This window comes from Falsiroseomonas sp. (genome assembly GCF_041690465.1).
Lineage (GTDB): Bacteria > Pseudomonadota > Alphaproteobacteria > Acetobacterales > Acetobacteraceae > Falsiroseomonas.
In genome coordinates this window covers 136,944-155,160 of the sequence record NZ_JAWLHG010000002.1, presented here as the reverse complement: position 1 = coordinate 155,160, position 18,217 = coordinate 136,944, and the positions used below count along the sequence as shown (strand labels likewise).

Genomic DNA, 18,217 nt, shown 5'->3' with positions numbered 1-18,217 from the left:
CAGCCCTGCGGCGTCCCGGCCGCCCGCCGGAGGCTGCGGCGCCGGCTTGCCGTCGTCCGGCGGAGCCTATTCAAAAGCGCGTGCCGGTGTCCACCGCCGCAACTTCCACGCGTGCACTCCGGCCGCCATGCTGCGCTCCGCGTTAGCCGATGGTTGCTCCCGCGAAAGCGATGAAACGCGGGCGCTTTGCGCGGCATGTCATCCCGACGTCATGCCGCAGCACGCCGCGCGTACACGCGGTTGTGACCACGGCCGCCGCTACTGGAAGCCGCCATCCACGCCGAGGAACTGCCCGGTGATGGAGCGCGCCGCGTCGGAGGCGAGGAACAATACCAGCGCTGCGATCTCCTCCGGCTCCACGAAGCGGCCGGTCGCCTGGCGCGCGAGGTAGCGCGCCTCTGCCGCCTCGGGCGTGAGGTCGTTCGCCGCGGCATAGGCGGCGAGCACCGCCTCGATGCGCGCGCCGCGCACGGACCCCGGCAGGATCGCGTTCACCCGGATGCCCTGCGCGCCGACCTCGCGCGCCAGCGTCGCCGTCAGGCCGAGCAGGCCCCATTTCGAGGCGACATAGGGGCTGCGCTCCGCATGGCCGATGCGCGCAGCGACCGAGGCCATGTTGACGATCACGCCACCGCCCGCCGCCTGCATGCGCGGCACCACGGCGCGGCTGAGCAGGAAGGGCGCCGTCAGGTTCACCGCCAGCACCTCTTCCCACGCCTCGGGCGGCATGGCGGCGACCGGCAGCGTCGGGCCGGCGATGCCGCCATTGTTGACGAGCAGGAAGACGTCGCCCGCCGCCACGGCCAGCGCCTCGATCTGCGTGGCATCGCGCAGGTCGCAGGCGACCCATTCGGCATCGAGTTCCGCCGCGCGCGCAGCGCCCTCGCTCGCCGCCAGGTCGGACAGCACCACCTGCCAGCCGGCCGCGCGCAGCGCCCGCACGATGGCAAGACCGATGCCCGACGCGGCGGCGGTGACCAGCGCGCGGCGCGGCATTCAGCCCCCCATCAGGTTGGGCAGGAACAGCACCAGCCCGGGCAGCGCGATGATGAGGATGACCCGCGCGATGTCGGCGACCACGAAAGGGATGATGCCGCGATAGATCGTGGAGAGCCGCACGTCGCGGATCACGCCCTGGATCACGAAGAGGTTCAGGCCGAGCGGCGGCGTGATCAGGCTGAGCTCCGTCGCCATCACCACGAAGACGCCGAACCACACGGGATCGAAGCCCAGCGCGCTGACCACCGGGAACAGCACCGGCACCGTCAGCAGGATCATGGACAGGCTCTCCATGAAGCAGCCGAGCACCAGATACACCGCGAAGATCAGCAGGATCACCGCCAGCGGCGGGAGGCCCGCACCGGTTACCAGCTCCTCCAGCGCGCGCGGCAGGCCGATCAGGTTCATGAAGTTGGAGAACACCAGCGCGCCGATCAGCACGACGAACAGCGTCGCCGTGGTGCGCACCGTCTCCAGCAGGCAGGAGAGGAACAGGCGCGGCGTCAGGCTGCGCCGCCACAGCGCGAAGAGCAGCGCGCCCGCCGCGCCCACGCCGGCGGCTTCGGTCGGCGTGAAGATGCCGGCATAGATGCCGCCGATGATCAGCACGAACAGCGCCAGCACCGGCCCGATGGTCAGCAGCCGCGCAAAGCGCTGGCCCATGGGCACTGCCTCCGCCGCCGGACCGGCGGCCGGATTGCGCCGCACCACCCAGCCGACGGCGAGCAGGTAGAACAGGATCGCCACGATGCCCGGTGCGATGCCGGCGATGAACAGCCGGCCGATATCGGTGCCGGTGGCGATGCCGTACAGCACCATGATGACGGAAGGCGGGATGAGGATGCCGAGCGTGCCGCCCGCCGCGATGGAGGCCGCCGCCAGCCCGTCCGCGTAGCGGTAGCGCCGCATCTCCGGCATCGCCACCTTCGCCATCGTCGCCGCCGTGGCGATGGAAGAGCCGGAGACCGCCGCGAAGCCGCCGCAGGCCGCGACGGTGGCCATCGCCAGCCCGCCGCGCCGATGGCCGAGGAAGCCGTGGCAGAGCCGGTAGAGATCTTCCGACATGCCCGCCCGCGTCACCAGCGCGCCCATCAGCAGGAACATCGGCACGACGGAGAGCTCGTAGGACATGGTCGCGGTGAAGGGGATCTGGCCGATGATGCCGAAGGTGGCGCGCTCGCCCACGGTCAGCCACAGGCCCGCGGTGCCGACCGCCAGCATCGCGAAGGCGATCGGCAGGCCGAGCATCATCAGCCCGAACAGCGCCGCGAAGCCGAGCCCCGCGCTTTCCCAGACGCCCATCAGCCCCCCAGCGCCGCCGCGCCGCGGCCGCGCAGCGCGGCGATGCCGTCCAGCAGGAAGGCGAGCGCCGCCACCCAGAGCAGCCAGGACATGGCGGTGGCGATGCCGCCGCGCGGTATGCGCAATTCCAGCGTCACCTCGCCGACATTCAGCAGCCGCTCGCCATAGAGGCCGACGCGCCAGGCCAGCAGCCCGCAGAGGCCGGCGCAGACCAGGCCGAACAGCAGCGCGGCGCCGCGCTTCAGCCACTCCGGCAGGAGGTGGTCGAACATCGTCACCGTGATGTGCTCGCGGCGCCGCGTCGCCAGCGGCAGCGCGAGGAAGACCATCAGCCCCATCATCACCTCGGTCGCCTCGAAGGCGCCGTGCAGGGGCCGGTTGAGAAAGGTGCGGCCGCCGACATCCACCGTGGTGACCAGCATCATCGCCGCCGCCAGCACGCCGGCGACGATGCCGAGCACCGCGAAGAGGCGGTCCGCCCAGCTCACCGCACGTTCACCCGCCGCTCCGCCGTGTAGAGCCGCGCCATGGTGCGGGCGTAGTCGAGGATTTCCTGGCCGGGCAGGTTCTTGCGCTGCGCCTCGGCCAGCCATTCGGTCTCCAGCACCTTGAGCAGGTCCTTGGCCTTGGCCACTTCCGCCTCGGGCAGGGTGTTGAAGCGCACGTTGCGCGCCTCCAGCCCCTGCTGGCCGACGCGGTCGCCCATGGTCCAGGCCCAGCCGGACTGCAGCGCGATGCCGAGGCCGGAATGCTTGTCCACCGCCGCGCGCTGCGCATCCGTCAGCCCCTGCCAGGACCGCTCGTTGAAGGCGACCCAGAAGGTGTCGGTGTAGAGGCCGCCCGGGATCAGCGTGGTGGAGCGGATCACCGGCGTGATGTTGAAGAAGGCGATGGATTCGATCGGGAAGGTGATGCCGTCCGCCACGCCGCGCGCCATCGCCTGCTGCGCCTCGGTCGGCGGCAGCTGCACCGGCGTGCCGCCGAGCGCGGTGACGATGCGGCCCGTGACGTTGCCGCCGACGCGCACGCGGCGGCCCTGCATGTCCTCCAGCTTCGTGATCGGCTCGCCGCGCCAGTGCAGCGCGGGCACGGAGTGCACGAACAGGCCGGCGACATGCGCGCCGCGATGCTCGTTGTAGCGCGAGCCGTAGCGCTGGTAGGTGAGCCAGGCGGCCGCGGCGCCGGCCCAGGGGTCGGGCGACATGAAGGGCAGGTCCATCACCTGCGTCATGGTGAAGCGGCCGGGATTGTGGCCCGAGACGCCATAGCCGACATCGAAGGCGCCATCGAGCAGCAGGTCGAAGGTCTGCGGCGGCGGGCCGAGCGCGCTGGACATGATCTCGAACTTCAGCGAGCCGCCAGTTTCCGCCTCGATTGCGCGCGCCCAGGGCTCGATGATGCCGCGCGGGATCAGGTGGTGGCCGGGCAGCCAGTTGCCGATGCGCAGCGTCTTGGTCTGCGCCTGTGCGCGGCCGGTGAGGGCGGGCAGCGCCAGCACGGCGGCGGTGCCGGCCATCAGCATGCGGCGGGTGGTCATGGTTGTTCTCTCCCCTGCGGTTCGGTCAGCGTGAAGATGCGCAACGCGTCGGCCTCCTCGCCTTCGCGCGCGATCAACATGCGAAAGGTCTCGGCGGCCAGCGAGGCCATGGGCAGCGGGCTGCCCTTCTGCATGGCCAGCAGCCGCGCCGTGTCGAGGTCCTTCAGCATGGTATAGGCGTGGCCGAGCGGCGGGTCGTAGGTGCCGCTGACCATGCGCGGCACGCAGATCTGCATCGGCTTGGAATCCGCCCAGCCGCCGGCAAGCGCTTCCGGCAGTCGCGCAGCCTCGATGCCGGCATTGGTGGCGAGCCGCGTCGCTTCCGCCAGCACGCACATCAGGCTGCCGACGATCACCTGGTTGCAAAGCTTCGTCGTCTGCCCTGCGCCGGAAGGCCCCATCAGCGTGAAGCGCTGCGCCATGGCGCGCACATAGGGCTCGGCGCGCGCGAAGGCCGCGGCATCGCCGCCGGCCATCACCGCGAGCGTGCCCGCCTCCGCGCCCGGCACGCCGCCGGAGACCGGCGCATCGAGCCAATGCGCGCCGCGCTCGGCGAGCAATCGCGCGGCGAAGTCGCGCGTCGCCTCCGGCGCCATGGAGGAGAAATCCACCAGCACGGCGTCGCGCGCGATTCCCTCGGCGATGCCGTCCTTGCCGAACACCGCCGATTCCACCGCCTTCGTGTCGGTCAGGCACATGAACACGATGGCCGCGCCGCGCGCTGCCTCCGCCGCGCTGCCAGCAAGCGTCGCGCCCGCCTCCACCGCCGGCGCGCATTTCGCGGCAGTGCGGTTCCACACCGCCACGCGATGCCCCGCCGCAAGCAGGCGCTTCGCCATCGGCAGGCCCATCAGGCCCATGCCGACATAGGCGAGTTGATCGCTCATCGTGCCTGCCGCCCATCCGGGAAGCGGCCGCCGCCCTGATGCGTCACCGCGCCTTCGTTCGCCTGGCCGACCAGCTTCGCGTATTTCGCCAGCGCGCCGGAGACATGCGGCGTGGGGCGCGGCGTCCAGGCGGCGCGGCGGGCGGCGAGTTCCGCCTCGTCCACCAGCAGCGCGATGCTGCCCGCGCTGCCGTCAATGCGAATGCGGTCGCCATTCTTCACCAGCGCCAGCGGGCCGCCCACCGCGGCCTCCGGCGCCGCATAGCCGATGCACATGCCGCGCGTGGCGCCGGAGAAGCGGCCATCGGTGAGCAATGCCACCTGCTCGCCCATGCCCTGGCCGTAGATCAGCGCGGTGAGGCCCAGCATCTCCTGCATGCCCGGCCCGCCGACCGGGCCTTCGTAGCGCACGATCAGCACCTCGCCTGCGCGGTAGCCACGCGCGGCGACGCAGGCGACGGCCTCGCCCTCGCTGTCGAAGACGCGGGCAGTGCCTTCGAAGAGTGTGTTCTTCAGGCCGGCGACCTTCAGCAGCGCACCATCCGGGCAGAGATTGCCCTTCAGCACCACCACGCCGCCGGTGGGCAGGATGGCACGCGCGACCGGGCGGATGACCTCGCCATCGGGCGCCGGCGCATCGGCGTAGGTCTCGGCCAGGGTGCGGCCGGTGACGGCGAGGATGTCGCCGTGCAGATGGCCGCTCTCGATCAGCGCGCGGATCACCACGCCGGCGCCGCCGATCTCGTGCACCTCCGCAGCATGATAGGCGCCGCCGGGGCGGAGGTTGCCGATCAGTGGCGTGCGCGCCATCACCACCGCGGCGTCGTCCATGGTGAAGCGGATGCCGCCCTCGTTGGCGATGGCGCAGAGATGCATCGCGGCGTTGGTGGAGCCGCCGGTCGCCGCCACAATGGCACAACCGTTCTCGATCGCCTGGCGCGTGACGATCCGGCGCGGCGTGGGGCCGTTGCCGGCGATCATCGCCATCACCAGCGCGCCGGCACGGCGGCAGAGCGCGGCGCGCTGGGAATGCACTGCCGGCATCATCGCGGAGCCGGGCACCGCCATGCCGATGGCCTCGGCGACCATCGCCATGGTGTTGGCGGTGAACTGGCCGGCGCAGGCGCCGACGGTGGGGTTGCAGGCGAGCTCCAGCTCCCGCAGCTCGGCTTCCGTCATGGTGCCGGCCATGACCGCGCCGACGCCCTCATAGGCGTCCAGCACCGAGACGCTCTTCCCGCGCCAGCGGCCCGGCAATGCGCTGCCGCCGTAGACGAAGACGGAGGGGACGTCGCAGCGCAGCATGGCCATCAGCACGCCGGGCAGCGTCTTGTCGCAGCCGCCGAAGCCGACCAGGCCGTCATGGGCGTGGTTGTGCACCACGGCCTCGATCGAATCGGCGATGATCTCGCGCGAGACGAGGGAGAACTTCATGCCCTCATGCGCCATGCCGAGCCCGTCGGAGGCGGAGATGGTGGTGAACTCGCGGGGCGTGCCGCCGGCTTCGGCGATGCCCTGCTTCGCCGCCTCGGCCTGCCAGCCATGGCTCATGTTGCAGGGCGTCGTCTCGCCCTTCATGGAGACCACGCCGACCATCGGCCTGGCGATGGCTTCGTCGTCGAGGCCCATGGCGCGCAGGAAGGCGCGATGCGGCGTGCGGTCCAGCCCGTCCGTGGTGATCCGCGACCGCCACGGCCGCGCGCCCTCTGCCGACAACCGACGCCCTCCCGCGGATTGCACTGGAACGGGGATACCCTAGAGCAGATCCTGCGCTGGCAAAATCGGGGGGGAGCGATGCGGATCGCGGCGAACATCTCCATGCTGTTCACGGAGCTGGCGCTGCCGCAGCGCTTCGCGGCCGCGCGCGAGGCCGGGTTCGACGGGGTGGAGATCCAGTTTCCCTACGAGCACGAGGCCGAGGCGCTGGCCGCGGCGGCGCGCGCCGCCGGCATGCCGGTGGTGCTGATCAACGTCCCGGCCGGCGACCTGGCGGCGGGGGATGTGGGCCTGGGCGCGCTGCCGGGCCGGCGGGCCGAGTTCCGCGCGGCGGTCGCGCGCTGCATCCCCTATGCGCGGGCGCTGGGGGTGCGGCGGGTGAACGTGCTGGCGGGGCGGCCGGGCCCGGCGGCCGATCCCGCGGCCTGCCATGCCGCGCTGGTCGGGAACCTGCGCCACGCGGCCGAGTGCCTGGCGCCGTCCGGCATCCGCGTGATGGTCGAGCCGGTGAACCCGCATGACGTGCCGGGCTTCTTCCTCGACAGGCTGGCGCCGGCGGTCCGTGCGGTGCGGGAGGCGGGGCATCCCGGCCTCGGCGTGCAGTTCGACCTCTACCACATGGCACGCACCGAGCCCGACCTGGGGGCGGCGATCGCCGAGGCGGGCGGGCTGATCGGCCATGTGCAGTTCGCCGACACGCCGGGGCGGCACGAGCCGTTCACGGGCGGGATCGACTTCGCCGGCGCCCTCGCGGCGCTGGCACGGGCCGGCTACGCGGATTGGCTGGCGGCGGAGTATCGCCCGGCGGGCCGCACGCAGGACGGGCTGGGCTGGCTGCCCCGGCTGCGCGCCGCGATTCAGGGCGCCGGCAGCGGGAATTCGCGCAGCTCGGCCATGTAGTCCGGCTCGACCTCGATGCGGGCGACGGTCAGGAAGCGGGAGAGGCCGACATAGAAGGCGGCGATGAGCAGCAGCTCGGTCAGCGCCGCCTCGTCGAGATGGCGGCGCAGCGCGGCCACGGCTTCGTCCGGCAGGTCGCCGCGGAGCGTGATGGCCTCGGCGGCGCGGAGCACCTCGGCGCCGGCCGGGTCCAGCCGGTCGGGCGCGCCGGCGACGATGGCGCGCAGATCGGCATCGGAGACGCCGAACTGCCGGCCGATGCGCACGTGGTGCGACCATTCATAGGCGGAGCGGGCGGTCCAGGCGACCTGCAGGATGGCCAGCTCGCGCAGCCGCGGATCGAGCCGGCTGTCGTGGCGGATGTGGTTGGCGAGGCCGAGGAAGGCGCGGGTGATGCCGGGGCTGTTCACCATGGCGCGGTAGAGATGGACGGGCCGCGCCAGCAGCTCGCGATCCGCGGGGTCGAGCTCCTCCGCGCTGCGATAGGTCAGTCGTGCCATGGCTTGCTCCTCCGGGGCGGCACTGTGCCACGGCGGGCGGCGGCTTCCAGCCGTGTTACGGGAAGGAGGCGCGCAGTGCGCGTTTCGGACAAATTGCCGCCTTCCCGGATGGGGTGACCTGGCGGTCGGGGAATGGCGGGGCGGCGGAATTCACCGGCCGAGGGGTCGGGGAATGCGGGCGCCTTGGCCGCGGTGGGCGTGGGGGCGGATGGACAGGCTGAAAGAGCGCGTGCCCGCCGGGGCGAGAGGCACATATTCCTAACGTAGCCGGGATGGAGTGCGCGTGTCCAGCGCGATGCGGCGCGGGGCGCGGTCAGGTGCCGGGGGGCGGGCCCCAATGGGGCGGCCAGGTGGCGCGGACGAGCGGCAGGGCCTCCATGCGCGCCATCCAGTCGGCGAGGCGCGGGCCGGTGAGCTCGCCCTCGACCAGGCCGGGGTTGCGGGCGGCGATGCGGCGGGCGAGGGCGATCAGCGGGAAGAGGGTGAGGTCGGCGGCGGAGAGGGTGCCGGCGAGGAATTCGCCCTCGATCAGCGTCTCCCACAGGGCGAGCTCGGCGCGCAGGCAGGATTGGGCGGCGGCGATGGCATGGGGGTCGCGCTGGTCGGGCGGGGTGAAGAGGACGGATTCGACCAGGTGTTCGAGGTGGGTGGCGACGTACTGGTCGGCCTCCCGGACCATGCGGCGCTGGATGGCGCGGCGGCGCGGATCGGCGGCGAGGAGCGGCGGGTCGGGGGCGATGTCCTCGAGGTATTCGAGGATGGCGGCGGATTCGTAGAGGGTGAAGTCGTCTTCCGTGATGACGGGCACGCGACGGCGGGGGTTGAGGGCGGCGAAGTCCGGGCTGCGGAAGTCGCCGGCATCGTAGGACATGGGGCGGAGCACGTGGGGGATGCGCTTGTGCGCCAGCGCCATGTGGACGCGCCAAGTGTAGGGGGAGCCGGAGAGGTAGTGCAGCGTGAGCGGCATGGGGGGGCCTCGGCGTGCTGCGGGGTGTGTCTAGCGTTGAAGCAGTGCCACGACACCACCCTAGAGCTACTAGCGGTCCCCGTGCATAGTGGAAACGCAGTGTAGGACTGGGGGCTTCTGGCCGTTCTCGATGACACAACACACTTGGCGTCTCACCCGACGAGCCGGCACTCTCAAAAAGGTATTCAGCGACCAGGCACTGGAAACTGTCTGGTCGAAATACGTCAAGAAGGGGCTCCGCAAGCAAATTATCGACGATCTACATGATTACAACGATATAAATAATTTACGCAGAGTAGAATTTGCGCTACTTCAGGCAGATATTGTCAATGGGCGGTATACTCCAAGCCAAGGCTACATATATACGCAAGAAAAAAGCAATGGCGTATGTCGTCATGTTCTGATTCCATCAGTGCGAGATGCAGTTTTCCTTCAAGCTATCGTCGAGTTCATGGCGCCAGATCTACTAGCGAGGCAGCCATCTACAAATTCATTTTTTAGTCGATCTCACAGCGCCCCGAAGACTGATTTCGCATTGGCGCGCGAAGATCCAATATACCCCTGGTTCATCGCCTGGAAGCGCTTTTCTAAGAAGCGAGAATTGGTCGTTTCCTCGCACGATTACATCGCAATTACTGATATAACCAATTATTTTGATAGTATTCGACTTGATCAACTTAGAAACATCGTTTCATCGGTATACAGAAACAAAAGATCTCAAGTCAGCGAGGTAGTTCTCGATCTTGTTATTGAAGCGTTCAACGCACTTACATGGGTTCCAGACTACCTACCGCGGCGCCACATCGGACTTACTCAAGTAAATTTTGATGCGCCCCGCCTATTCGCACACGTTTATTTATACGAAATCGATGCCTTCTTACAGTCTGCCAATAAAGGCCTTTTCCTGCGATGGGTCGATGATATTTCTTTCCCCGGCAGCAATAAAGAACAAATGAAACACATCCTTGGGCAGCTTGATGACTTATTGTATGCGCGCGGATGCCGCCTAAATCTCTCGAAAACTAAAATCCTTTCCGCTAAGGAGGCTCACAGATACTTCCAGTACTCAGCGAACGCTCAGCTGGAGCGCCTTGAAGGGTCGCGCAGGCTATCGCCGTCTCAGACGATAGCCGTGAAAAAACTCATCGACCGAATGGAAAAGGAACGGCGCGGTCACTGGGACAAAGTCTGCGCGCGCGCGATTAGACTTTTGACAAATCGCAATGTGCATCTGGGAGACGGCCGGTCGGCGAAACTCCTTCGTGAGAATTCTTATTTACGTCCAGCAATATTCCAAAATATGGTTCAGATGGGGTATGCGCCATCGCAGCTGAAGATAATATTCGATTTCCTCCATTCTCCTGCGCAGCGATGTGACGCCTCAATTTTCTTGGCTTGGAGTGTGATAAGCGACTGGACGAATGTCGGTCTCCGCAGAGTCAGTACATTCCGACACGCCGTGCAAAGACTATGCACACCGTCGGCCATCTTGCGCAGCCCAGCCTACTTTATAGGAAGTCTGCGTTATACTATTCTGTACGAAGATTCCCACATGTTACATCGCTCTTGCGTAAGCGGCCTCAAACACTTCGGACATATAGATTTCGTAGTGCGCCAAGTAGCTGGCGCTCTCGCCGCCCTCCCTCCTTCGGCGTTGGAGAGGCAAGATCTTGATCAGCTATTAAGGAAAAAGTATAGTAACGCCTCTTCGTCCATTCTGCAAAATCTTGCCCTGATCGACTCAGAAGCCCTCGGCAATAACCACATCAAGGGTTATGTTGTCCCGACATCGTTGCGTAGCGGTTATGGCATTGAGCGGTTTCTAATAGCGCTTGCGTGCGCTAGGTCCCCAAACTGCTCCAGCGCACAGAGAGAAAAGATTGGGCGTACGATTAAGGCGCATACCGCTCACGAGCGAATTTTGCACATCTGGGACAGAGAGTTCGGTATCGCGCCGCTTACACCAAGTATTCCGATTATTATCGCAGCGCCGGCTCGCACCTCGGCCAGTTCAACGGCAGCGCCTACGCCAAGCTCCGCCGCACCCGGTCCATAGGGCGGCGTCCTTCCCTCTTCCCCATTCGGCGCGCTCCGCCTTGCCCTCCCCTCCCCCTCGTTGTATCCGCGCCCCACTCCGCACAACGACCGACGCTAGGACACCCGCCCCCATGGCGAAGATGCAGGCCAACCAGATGCGTGCCGGCATGGTCATCGAGTTCGAAGGCCAGCGCTACACCATCCTCAAGCAGAACATCATGATCCCCGGCAAGGGCGCGGCCGTGATCCAGGTGGAGATGCGCAACATCAAGTCCGGCGCAAAGAAGGACCAGCGCTGGCGCACCGCGGACACGGTGGAACGCCTCACCACCGAGGACAAGGAATTCACCTTCTCCTACGCCGACGGCGACATGCTGGTGCTGATGGACCCGCAGACCTACGAGCAGACCCAGGTGCCGAAGGAGATCCTCGGCGACCGCCTGCCCTTCCTGCAGGAGAACATGACCGTCAGCGTCCGGCTGATCGAGGGCGATCCGGTCGCGATGGACATCCCGGAGACGGTCACGCTGGAAGTGGTCGAGGCCGATCCGGTGGTGAAGGGGCAGACGGCGGCCAGCTCCTACAAGCCGGCGGTGCTGTCGAACGGGGTGAAGGTGATGGTGCCGCCGTTCATCACCGTGGGCGAGCGGATCGTGGTGAAGACGGAAGACTCCTCGTACTACGAGCGCGCGAAGGGCTGACGCCCTTCGCGCCTCAGGCGCCGGGCGGCCGGCATCCGCCGGCCTTGGCCCAGGCGCCCACGCGCTGTCGTGTCTCGCCCAGAGGTCGCCCTGCGCGGGTGCCCCCCTCTCCATGGCGCCCACGGATGCAGGGGTCCGGGGACCAGCGGGTCCCCGGCGGGGCGCGGGGCCCCCCCCCCCCACTCTTCCATTGTGTTCCCAGGCCGGCGGCGGCATGCCTCCGGCCTTCGCTCTTTCAGGACCAGCCCATCCCATGGCCGTCTCGCCGCGTCTTTCGCCTGCCATGAACGTGCTGCACCAGGCGGTGCAGAAGGCGGGGCGTCGCCTGCTCCGCGATTTCGGGGAGGTCGAGAACCTCCAGGTCTCGTCCAAGGGGCCGGGGGATTTCGTCTCCCAGGCGGACCTCCGGGCCGAGCAGACGCTGAAGGAGGAACTCGCCAGGGCAAGGCCGGGCTGGGCCTTCCTCGGCGAGGAGGGCGGGCAGACGGAGGGGGCGGGCGCGGCGGATGGCGCGTGGGAATGGCGCTGGGTGGTGGATCCGCTCGACGGGACCACGAACTTCCTGCACGGCATCCCGCATTGGGCGATTTCGGTCGGTGTCGAGAAGCGCATCGCGGAGGACAAGACGGAGCTGGTCGCGGGGTGCATCTACAACCCGGCGGCGAACGAGCTGTTCTGGGCGGAGAAGGGCATGGGCGCCTTCCTCAACGACCGGCGGCTGCGCGTCTCCGGCCGGCGGGAGATGGTGAACGCGGTGTTCGCCACCGGCATCCCCTTCGCCAAGGTGCAGCGCAAGGTGGAGTTCAGCATGACGCTGGCGAAGCTGATGCCGCAGGTGGCTGGCATCCGGCGGTTCGGCTCGGCGGCGCTCGACCTCGCCTGGGTGGCGGCGGGGCGGTACGATGGCTACTGGGAGCTGGGGCTGCATCGCTGGGACATCGCGGCGGGGCTGGTGATGGTGCGGGAGGCCGGGGGGATCGTCACCGATCCGGCGGGCGGCGAGGGGTTCTATGAGGCCGGGCATGTCGTCTGCGGCAATCCGGCGCTGCAGCCGAAGCTGCGCGAGGTGGTGGCCGAGGGCATCGCCGCCGCCGAGGCCGCGCGCGCGGCGCAGCGGGAGTAGCGGCGCGGCGGCGGTGCCGGCGGTCGATTCGGCGGGCAGCGGATTCAAGGGCTTCGCGGGCGGGAACTTCGCCTGTGGACGTTTCGCATCGGGCGTTCCGGGCGGTCCGGTACTGCTGTAGGTTGCCCGGCGATGATCCGTCGCCGGAGTCTCGTTGCGCTGCCGCTGTCTGCCCTCGCCGTTCCGGTGCGGGCCGGGGGGCCGCTCGCCGTGCTGCCGCGGGGCGGCTGGCGGCTGGTGTTTCCTCGGGGCGAGACGCGGCTGCCGCCGGGCGCCGAGGCGGCGCTGGCGGAGCTGGCGCGGGAGCTGGCGCGGCAGCCGGCGGGCAGCGGGCGCATCACGGTGGAAGGCCAGGCGAGCGGGCCGGCGAACGATGCCTCCGCGGCGCGCCGGCTTTCGCTGGCGCGTGCCAATGCGGTGCGGGCGGCGCTGGCGGAGGCGGGGCTTGCCAGCACGCGGGTGGATGTGCGCCCGCTCGGCCGCACGGAGGCGGCGCTGGACGCGGCGGACATCCTCCCCCCAGAGGCGCCGCGCAGCGGCCAGTCGAGATAAGGCGCGCGCATGACCAGCCCCACCCTGTTCCTCTGGCGGATGCTCGCCTTCCTCACCGCGGTGGCGGTGCTGGTCGGGCTGCTCTCGGGCGAGCTGGCGCGGGCGTTCGCGGCGAATGTGATGCTGAACGGCGTGATCGTCCTCGTGCTGCTGCTCGGCATCGCGTGGAACATCCGCCAGGTGCTGGTGCTGACGCGCGAGGTCGAATGGATCGAGGCGTTCCGCAACCCGAAGCCGGGGGCGCCGCCGGGCAAGCCGCCACGGCTGCTGGCGCCGATGGCGAGCATGCTGTCGAGCCGGCGGTCGGAACGGCTTTCGCTCTCGGCCATGGCGATGCGCAGCGTGCTGGACGGCATCGCCTCGCGCCTCGATGAGACGCGGGAGATGTCGCGCTATGCGACGGGGCTGCTGATCTTCCTCGGCCTGCTCGGCACCTTCTGGGGGCTGCTGCTGACGATCGGCAGCGTGTCCGAGGTGATCAACAACATGTCGGTGGGCACCGGCGACATCAACGCGCTGTTCAACCAGCTGAAGGCGGGGCTGGCGGACCCGCTGCGGGGGATGTCGGTGGCGTTCTCCTCATCGATGCTCGGCCTGGCGGGGGCGCTGGTGCTGGGGTTCATGGACCTGCAGGCGGGGCAGGCGCAGAACCGCTTCTACGGCGAGCTGGAAGATTGGCTGGCGGGGGCGACGCGGCTTTCGTCGGGCGCGCTCGGGCAGGATGGCGAGGGCTCGATGCCCGCCTATGTCCAGGCGCTGCTGGAGCAGTCGGCGGAGAACATGGACGAGTTGCAGCGCGTGATGGCGCGCAACGAGGAAGGCCGCGCGACGGGCAACCAGGCGCTGATGACGCTGACCGAGCGGCTCTCGGTGCTGGCCGACCAGATGCGCGCGGCGCAGGTGCTGATGAGCCGCATGGCGGAGGCGCAGGCGCAGCTGCAACCCACCCTCGCACGGATGGCGGATGCCGCCGGCAGCGGGGCGATCGACGATGCGACGCGGGCGCATATCCGCAACCTCGAGCTCTACCTGGCGCGGATCCTGGAGGAGATGACGCAGGGGCGGATGCAGGCGACGACGGAGATCCGCAACGAGATCAAGGTGCTCGCACGGACCATCGCGGCGCTGGCGGAAGAGCCGCGGCAGTGATGCCCGCACGCGATGACCGCAGGGCGCAGCGGCGGCAAGCCGCGAGCGCCGGAGGTCTGAATCGCGTGCGTCACAAGCTGGCTGGCTGACCGATGGCGATCGGGCGCGGCAGGCGGGACCGCGGGGGGATCGATGCATGGCCGGGCTATGTGGACGCGCTGTCCACGCTGCTCATGGTCATCATCTTCGTCCTGCTGGTGTTCGTGCTGTCGCAGGGCTTCCTCTCCGTCGCGCTGTCCTCGCGCGACCGGGCGCTGGACAGGCTCAACCGGCAGGTGGCGGAACTCGGCGAGCTGCTGTCGCTGGAACGCGGGCAGGCGGAGGAGCTGCGCACCGCGCTCGGCCGGGCCGGCGAGGAACTGCGCGCCGCCACCACCGCGCGCGACGAGGCGCAGCGCAGCCTCTCCCTGCTGCGCGACGAGCGCGACCGGCTGGCCGCCGACCGCGACAGCACGCGCGGGGAGCGTGACCGGCTGGCGGCGCGCATCGCCGACCTGGAAGCCGCCTCGCGCGGCGGCGCGGCGCGGATCGTGGAGCTGGAATCGCGGCTGGCGGAGGCGCAGGCGCGCGTCGAGGCGGTCGGCACCGACGCCGCGCGCACCGCGGGCACCCTGACCGAGGCGCAGCGCCTGCTGGCGGCCGAGCGCGCGGCGCTGGAAGCCACCCGGCGCAACCTGCAAGGCGCGCAGGAGCAGGTGACGGCACTCGGCCGCGACCTCGAGACCGAACGGCAGGCGCTGGCGGCGCGGGAGCAACTGCTGGCGGCGCGCGAGCGGGAGCTGGCGACGGCGCTGGAACGCGGGCAGGCGCTGGACCGCGACCTCGCCGCGCTGCAGCAGCGCCAGCAGGCGACGGCGCAGCTTCTGGCGGAAAGCCAGGCGCAGGCGCAGGCGCTGACGCGCGACCTGGCCGAGACGCGCAGCGCGCGCGACACCGCCGCGCAGGAACGCGACCTGACCCGGCAGGAGCTGGAAGCGCGTCGGCAGGAAGCCGCCACGCTGGCACGCGACCTCGCCGCGCTGCGGGAGGCACGCGATGCGCTGCAACAGGAACTCGGCCAGACCCGCACCGCGCGCGATGCCGCGACGCAGGAACGCGACCTCACCCGGCAGGAGCTGGAAGAACGCCGGCAGGAAGCGGCGAGGCTGGCCCGCGACCTCGCCGCGCTGCGCCAGGCGCGCGATGCGCTGGAGCAGGAGCTCGGCCAGACCCGCACCGCGCGCGATGCCGCGACGCAGGAACGCGACCTCACCCGGCAGGAGCTGGAAGCGCGGCGGCAGGAAGCCGCGGCGCTGGCGCGCGACCTGGCGGCGGCGCGGCAATCGCTGGAGGGCGCGCGGCGCGACCTCGCGGCGCTGCGCGACGAGGCGGCGCGGCTCGACCGCACGGTGCAGGCCGACCGCGCGACGATCGAGGCGCGGCTGTCGGACATCGCGGCGCTCAGCCAGCAGGTGCAGGCGCTGGAGGCGCTGCGCGACCAGCTGGAACGCAACGCCGCCGAGGCGCTGGCCCGCGCCGGCGCGGCCGAACAGTTGCAGAGCGCCGCCGAACAGGCCCGCGCCGCGGCCGAGGCGTTGGTCGCCGAGGCCACCGGGCGGGCCACCCAGGCCGAGCGCGAGGCCGCCGAGGCGGCGCGCCAGCGCCAGGCGGCGGCGACGCTCGCCGCCGATGCCACCGCCCGCGCCGCCGAGGAGGAACGCCGCCGCCAGGCCGCGGAGGCGCGCGCGGGCGAGTTCGGGCGGCTCTCGGAAAGCGCGCGCGCGCAGGTGGCGCTGCTGAACCGGCAGCTGGCGGAGCTGCGCTCGGAGATCTCGCGGCTTTCGGCAGCGCTCGACCTTGCCGAGGCCGGCACGCAGGAGCGGGACGCGCAGATCGCCCTCCTCGGCCAGCGGCTGAATGCGGCGCTGGCGGCGCGGGTGGAGGAGCTGCAGAGCTACCGCTCGGACTTCTTCGGCCGGCTCAGGCGCGTGCTGGGCGAGCGGCCGGAGGTGCGCATCGTCGGCGACCGCTTCGTCTTCCAGTCCGAGGTGCTGTTCCCGGTGGGCAGCGCGGAGCTCTCGCCGGCCGGCCAGCAGCAGATCCGCGACCTGGCGCAGGTGCTGCTGGAGATCGCGCGGCAATTCCCGCAGGACCTGAACTGGGTGCTGCGGGTGGACGGCCATGCCGACCGCAGCCCGATCCGCGGCGGCGGCCGCTTCGCCAACAACTGGGAGCTCTCGGCCGCACGCTCCATCGCGGTGGCGCAGCTGCTGATCCAGGAGGGCTTGCCGCGCAACCGGGTCGCCGCGGCCGCCTTCGGCGACACCCAGCCGCTGGATGAGCGCGACACGCCCGAGGCCTATGCGCGCAACCGCCGCATCGAGCTGCGGCTCGAGGCCGCGCCGGCGCCGGCGCCGCCCGAGCCCGCCCAGGCGCCCTCCCCCGCATCCAGCCCTGCCCCCGCCGCCACGCCCGCCGCCACGCCCGCCGCCACCTTGGCCAGCCTCCGCGAGGCCGCGCGTGGGTTGGATTGCGCCCGGCTGCAGGTGGCGGCGGGCCCGGGCGGTGCGGCGGTGGTCAGCGGCGTCGGCCGGCGCGGCACGGAAGCCCGGCTGCTCGGCGCGCTGCGGGGCGGCGCGCTGCCGGCCGGCACGCAGCCGGTCCTGGCCGTCGCCGAGTTCGAGGCGCCCTATTGCGGCCTGCTGGAGGCGCTGCGGCCGACCGAGCCGGGCGGGTTGCGGCTCGACCTGGTCGGCGATGCGCCGCTGACCCAGGGCAGCCTGCTGCAAGTGGATCTTGGCCTGCCCGACTGGCCGGCGCATCTGCTGCTCGCCTTCGTCGCCAATGACGGCCAGGTGGTACAGCTGCGGCGGCTGGACCGGCAGGCGGCGGGCGCCGGGCTGCGCCTCGGCGAACCGCGCGAGGGCTTCGCCGGCTGGGCGGTGGACGAACCCTTCGGGACCGACCTGGTGGTGGCGATCGCCTCCGAGGGTCCGCTGTTTTCCCAGCCGCGGCCGGAAAGCGAGAGCGTCGAGGATTTCGTCAATGCGCTGCGCCCGGCGCTGGCGGTGGCGCGGCAGGCCGGGCGGCGCGTGGCGGCGCGGGTTCTGCCGGTGGAGGTGGTGGCGCGCTGAGCCTGCTGGTCGCGCGCCAGCGGGCACGCACCAGTGGCGGAAGGGCCGATTCCCCGGCACAAGATGGGGCCGTTCCAGCCCGTCCCGGATGCCGCCCGATGGCCGACCTGCATGTCTCCGACCACGCGCTGCTCAGCCACCGGATGGCGGAGCTGCGCGACGTGGCGACGCCCTCGCCGCGGTTCCGCCGCCTGCTCGCCGAGATCGGCGCCATCCTGACCATCGAGGCGACGCGCGACCTGCCCTCGCGGACGGCGAAGGTCACCACGCCGCTGAGCGCCATGGACCACCGCGTGCTGGCCGGGCCCGAACCTGTGCTCGTCGCGGTGCTGCGCGCCGGGCTGGGGCTGATGGAAGGCGGGATGCAGGTGCTGCCGGAGGCACCCGTCGGCCATGTCGGCCTGGTGCGGGACGAGCACACGCTGAAGCCCAGCCAGTACCTGCTGCGCATGCCGCCGGAGGTGGTGACGCGGGGTGCGATCCTGTTCGACCCGATGCTGGCCACCGGCGGCAGCGCCATCGCCGCGATCGCGCGGGTGAAGGAGGCCGGCGCGCCGCATCTGCGCTTCGTCTGCGCGGTCGCCGCGCCGGAAGGTGTCGCGGCGCTGCGCGCGGCGCATCCGGACGTGCCGATCCATGCCGCGGCGCTGGACGAGCGGCTGAACGAGCGCGGCTTCATCGTGCCGGGGCTGGGCGACGCCGGCGACCGCTGCTTCGGGACGGAGGGGTAGCACA

General features: G+C 70.3%; 16 protein-coding genes. 8 read left to right on the top strand and 8 right to left on the bottom strand.

The features are described 5' to 3' along the window. Positions 1-258: 258 nt before the first annotated feature. Genes ACESM1_RS02875 through ilvD form a run of 6 tightly spaced genes read right to left on the bottom strand, consistent with a single transcriptional unit; the run spans position 259 to position 6,440 of the window. Positions 259-996: an SDR family NAD(P)-dependent oxidoreductase gene (locus ACESM1_RS02875; protein WP_372617545.1), complete on the bottom strand. Its 738-nt coding sequence runs from the start codon at positions 994-996 to the stop codon at positions 259-261. Further along, positions 997-2,301 (bottom strand): TRAP transporter large permease, encoded by a 1,305-nt coding sequence (locus tag ACESM1_RS02870; protein WP_372617543.1) that lies wholly within the window; start codon positions 2,299-2,301, stop codon positions 997-999. Then, complete coding sequence (locus tag ACESM1_RS02865) at positions 2,301-2,789, bottom strand: TRAP transporter small permease (protein WP_372617541.1); 489 nt, start codon at positions 2,787-2,789, stop codon at positions 2,301-2,303. Before ACESM1_RS02865 ends, ACESM1_RS02870 begins: the two co-directional genes overlap by 1 nt. Continuing rightward, positions 2,786-3,838 (bottom strand): TRAP transporter substrate-binding protein, encoded by a 1,053-nt coding sequence (locus tag ACESM1_RS02860; protein ID WP_372617539.1) that lies wholly within the window; start codon positions 3,836-3,838, stop codon positions 2,786-2,788. Before ACESM1_RS02860 ends, ACESM1_RS02865 begins: the two co-directional genes overlap by 4 nt. Then, positions 3,835-4,725 carry an NAD(P)-dependent oxidoreductase gene (locus tag ACESM1_RS02855; protein WP_372617538.1) on the bottom strand — a complete coding sequence of 297 codons (891 nt, stop codon included), beginning with the start codon at positions 4,723-4,725 and terminating at the stop codon, positions 3,835-3,837. Before ACESM1_RS02855 ends, ACESM1_RS02860 begins: the two co-directional genes overlap by 4 nt. Beyond that, a complete protein-coding gene (gene ilvD / locus ACESM1_RS02850; RefSeq protein ID WP_372617536.1) occupies positions 4,722-6,440 on the bottom strand; it encodes a dihydroxy-acid dehydratase in 1,719 nt (572 codons plus the stop codon). The genes ACESM1_RS02855 and ilvD overlap by 4 nt, the downstream gene beginning before the upstream one ends. Before the next feature lie 78 nt (positions 6,441-6,518). On the opposite strand from ilvD, the gene ACESM1_RS02845 reads away from it, so the two are divergent. Beyond that, entirely contained in the window at positions 6,519-7,340 is an 822-nt protein-coding gene (locus ACESM1_RS02845) for a hydroxypyruvate isomerase family protein (protein ID WP_372617535.1), read from the top strand. On the opposite strand, the gene ACESM1_RS02840 is transcribed toward ACESM1_RS02845, so the two are convergent. Both ACESM1_RS02840 and ACESM1_RS02835 read right to left on the bottom strand, forming a co-directional pair. Continuing rightward, positions 7,298-7,840, bottom strand: a complete 543-nt coding sequence (locus ACESM1_RS02840) for a carboxymuconolactone decarboxylase family protein (protein ID WP_372617533.1) — start codon at positions 7,838-7,840, stop codon at positions 7,298-7,300. The two genes, ACESM1_RS02845 and ACESM1_RS02840, sit on opposite strands and share 43 nt — an antisense overlap. Positions 7,841-8,153: 313 nt before the next feature. Further along, positions 8,154-8,807, bottom strand: coding sequence for a glutathione S-transferase family protein (locus ACESM1_RS02835; RefSeq protein WP_372617531.1), 654 nt, complete (start codon positions 8,805-8,807; stop codon positions 8,154-8,156). A gap of 130 nt (positions 8,808-8,937) precedes the next feature. Here ACESM1_RS02835 and ACESM1_RS02830 point away from each other — a divergent pair, with 130 nt between their 5' ends. The 7 genes from ACESM1_RS02830 to upp all read left to right on the top strand — a co-directional run bounded on the left by ACESM1_RS02830 (position 8,938) and on the right by upp (position 18,213). Next, positions 8,938-10,863, top strand: coding sequence for an RNA-directed DNA polymerase (locus tag ACESM1_RS02830; RefSeq protein WP_372617529.1), 1,926 nt, complete (start codon positions 8,938-8,940; stop codon positions 10,861-10,863). A 112-nt stretch (positions 10,864-10,975) separates the two neighbouring features. Then, a complete protein-coding gene (gene efp, locus ACESM1_RS02825; RefSeq protein WP_372617527.1) occupies positions 10,976-11,545 on the top strand; it encodes an elongation factor P in 570 nt (189 codons plus the stop codon). A 253-nt stretch (positions 11,546-11,798) separates the two neighbouring features. Further along, positions 11,799-12,668 carry an inositol monophosphatase family protein gene (locus ACESM1_RS02820; protein ID WP_372617525.1) on the top strand — a complete coding sequence of 290 codons (870 nt, stop codon included), beginning with the start codon at positions 11,799-11,801 and terminating at the stop codon, positions 12,666-12,668. A gap of 132 nt (positions 12,669-12,800) precedes the next feature. Further along, a complete protein-coding gene (locus tag ACESM1_RS02815; RefSeq protein WP_372617523.1) occupies positions 12,801-13,220 on the top strand; it encodes an OmpA family protein in 420 nt (139 codons plus the stop codon). Between the two features lie 9 nt (positions 13,221-13,229). Further along, entirely contained in the window at positions 13,230-14,369 is a 1,140-nt protein-coding gene (locus ACESM1_RS02810) for a flagellar motor protein MotA (protein ID WP_372617522.1), read from the top strand. A gap of 92 nt (positions 14,370-14,461) precedes the next feature. Then, on the top strand, positions 14,462-17,482 hold the full coding sequence (locus tag ACESM1_RS02805) for a peptidoglycan -binding protein (protein WP_372617520.1): 3,021 nt from the start codon (positions 14,462-14,464) through the stop codon (positions 17,480-17,482). Between the two features lie 98 nt (positions 17,483-17,580). Continuing rightward, positions 17,581-18,213, top strand: a complete 633-nt coding sequence (upp, locus tag ACESM1_RS02800) for a uracil phosphoribosyltransferase (protein ID WP_372617518.1) — start codon at positions 17,581-17,583, stop codon at positions 18,211-18,213. Positions 18,214-18,217 lie beyond the last annotated feature (4 nt).

Excerpts from the sequence above, each read along its gene's own strand:
- ACESM1_RS02875 (WP_372617545.1), bottom strand. The coding sequence starts at position 996 with ATGCCGCGCCGCGCGCTGGTCACCGCCGCCGCGTCGGGCATCGGTCTT.
- ACESM1_RS02870 (WP_372617543.1), bottom strand. The coding sequence starts at position 2,301 with ATGGGCGTCTGGGAAAGCGCGGGGCTCGGCTTCGCGGCGCTGTTCGGG.
- ACESM1_RS02860 (WP_372617539.1), bottom strand. The coding sequence starts at position 3,838 with ATGACCACCCGCCGCATGCTGATGGCCGGCACCGCCGCCGTGCTGGCG.
- ACESM1_RS02855 (WP_372617538.1), bottom strand. The coding sequence starts at position 4,725 with ATGAGCGATCAACTCGCCTATGTCGGCATGGGCCTGATGGGCCTGCCG.
- ACESM1_RS02845 (WP_372617535.1), top strand. The coding sequence starts at position 6,519 with ATGCGGATCGCGGCGAACATCTCCATGCTGTTCACGGAGCTGGCGCTG.
- ACESM1_RS02840 (WP_372617533.1), bottom strand. The coding sequence starts at position 7,840 with ATGGCACGACTGACCTATCGCAGCGCGGAGGAGCTCGACCCCGCGGAT.
- ACESM1_RS02835 (WP_372617531.1), bottom strand. The coding sequence starts at position 8,807 with ATGCCGCTCACGCTGCACTACCTCTCCGGCTCCCCCTACACTTGGCGC.
- ACESM1_RS02830 (WP_372617529.1), top strand. The coding sequence starts at position 8,938 with ATGACACAACACACTTGGCGTCTCACCCGACGAGCCGGCACTCTCAAA.
- efp (WP_372617527.1), top strand. The coding sequence starts at position 10,976 with ATGGCGAAGATGCAGGCCAACCAGATGCGTGCCGGCATGGTCATCGAG.
- ACESM1_RS02820 (WP_372617525.1), top strand. The coding sequence starts at position 11,799 with ATGGCCGTCTCGCCGCGTCTTTCGCCTGCCATGAACGTGCTGCACCAG.
- ACESM1_RS02815 (WP_372617523.1), top strand. The coding sequence starts at position 12,801 with ATGATCCGTCGCCGGAGTCTCGTTGCGCTGCCGCTGTCTGCCCTCGCC.
- ACESM1_RS02810 (WP_372617522.1), top strand. The coding sequence starts at position 13,230 with ATGACCAGCCCCACCCTGTTCCTCTGGCGGATGCTCGCCTTCCTCACC.
- ACESM1_RS02805 (WP_372617520.1), top strand. The coding sequence starts at position 14,462 with ATGGCGATCGGGCGCGGCAGGCGGGACCGCGGGGGGATCGATGCATGG.
- upp (WP_372617518.1), top strand. The coding sequence starts at position 17,581 with ATGGCCGACCTGCATGTCTCCGACCACGCGCTGCTCAGCCACCGGATG.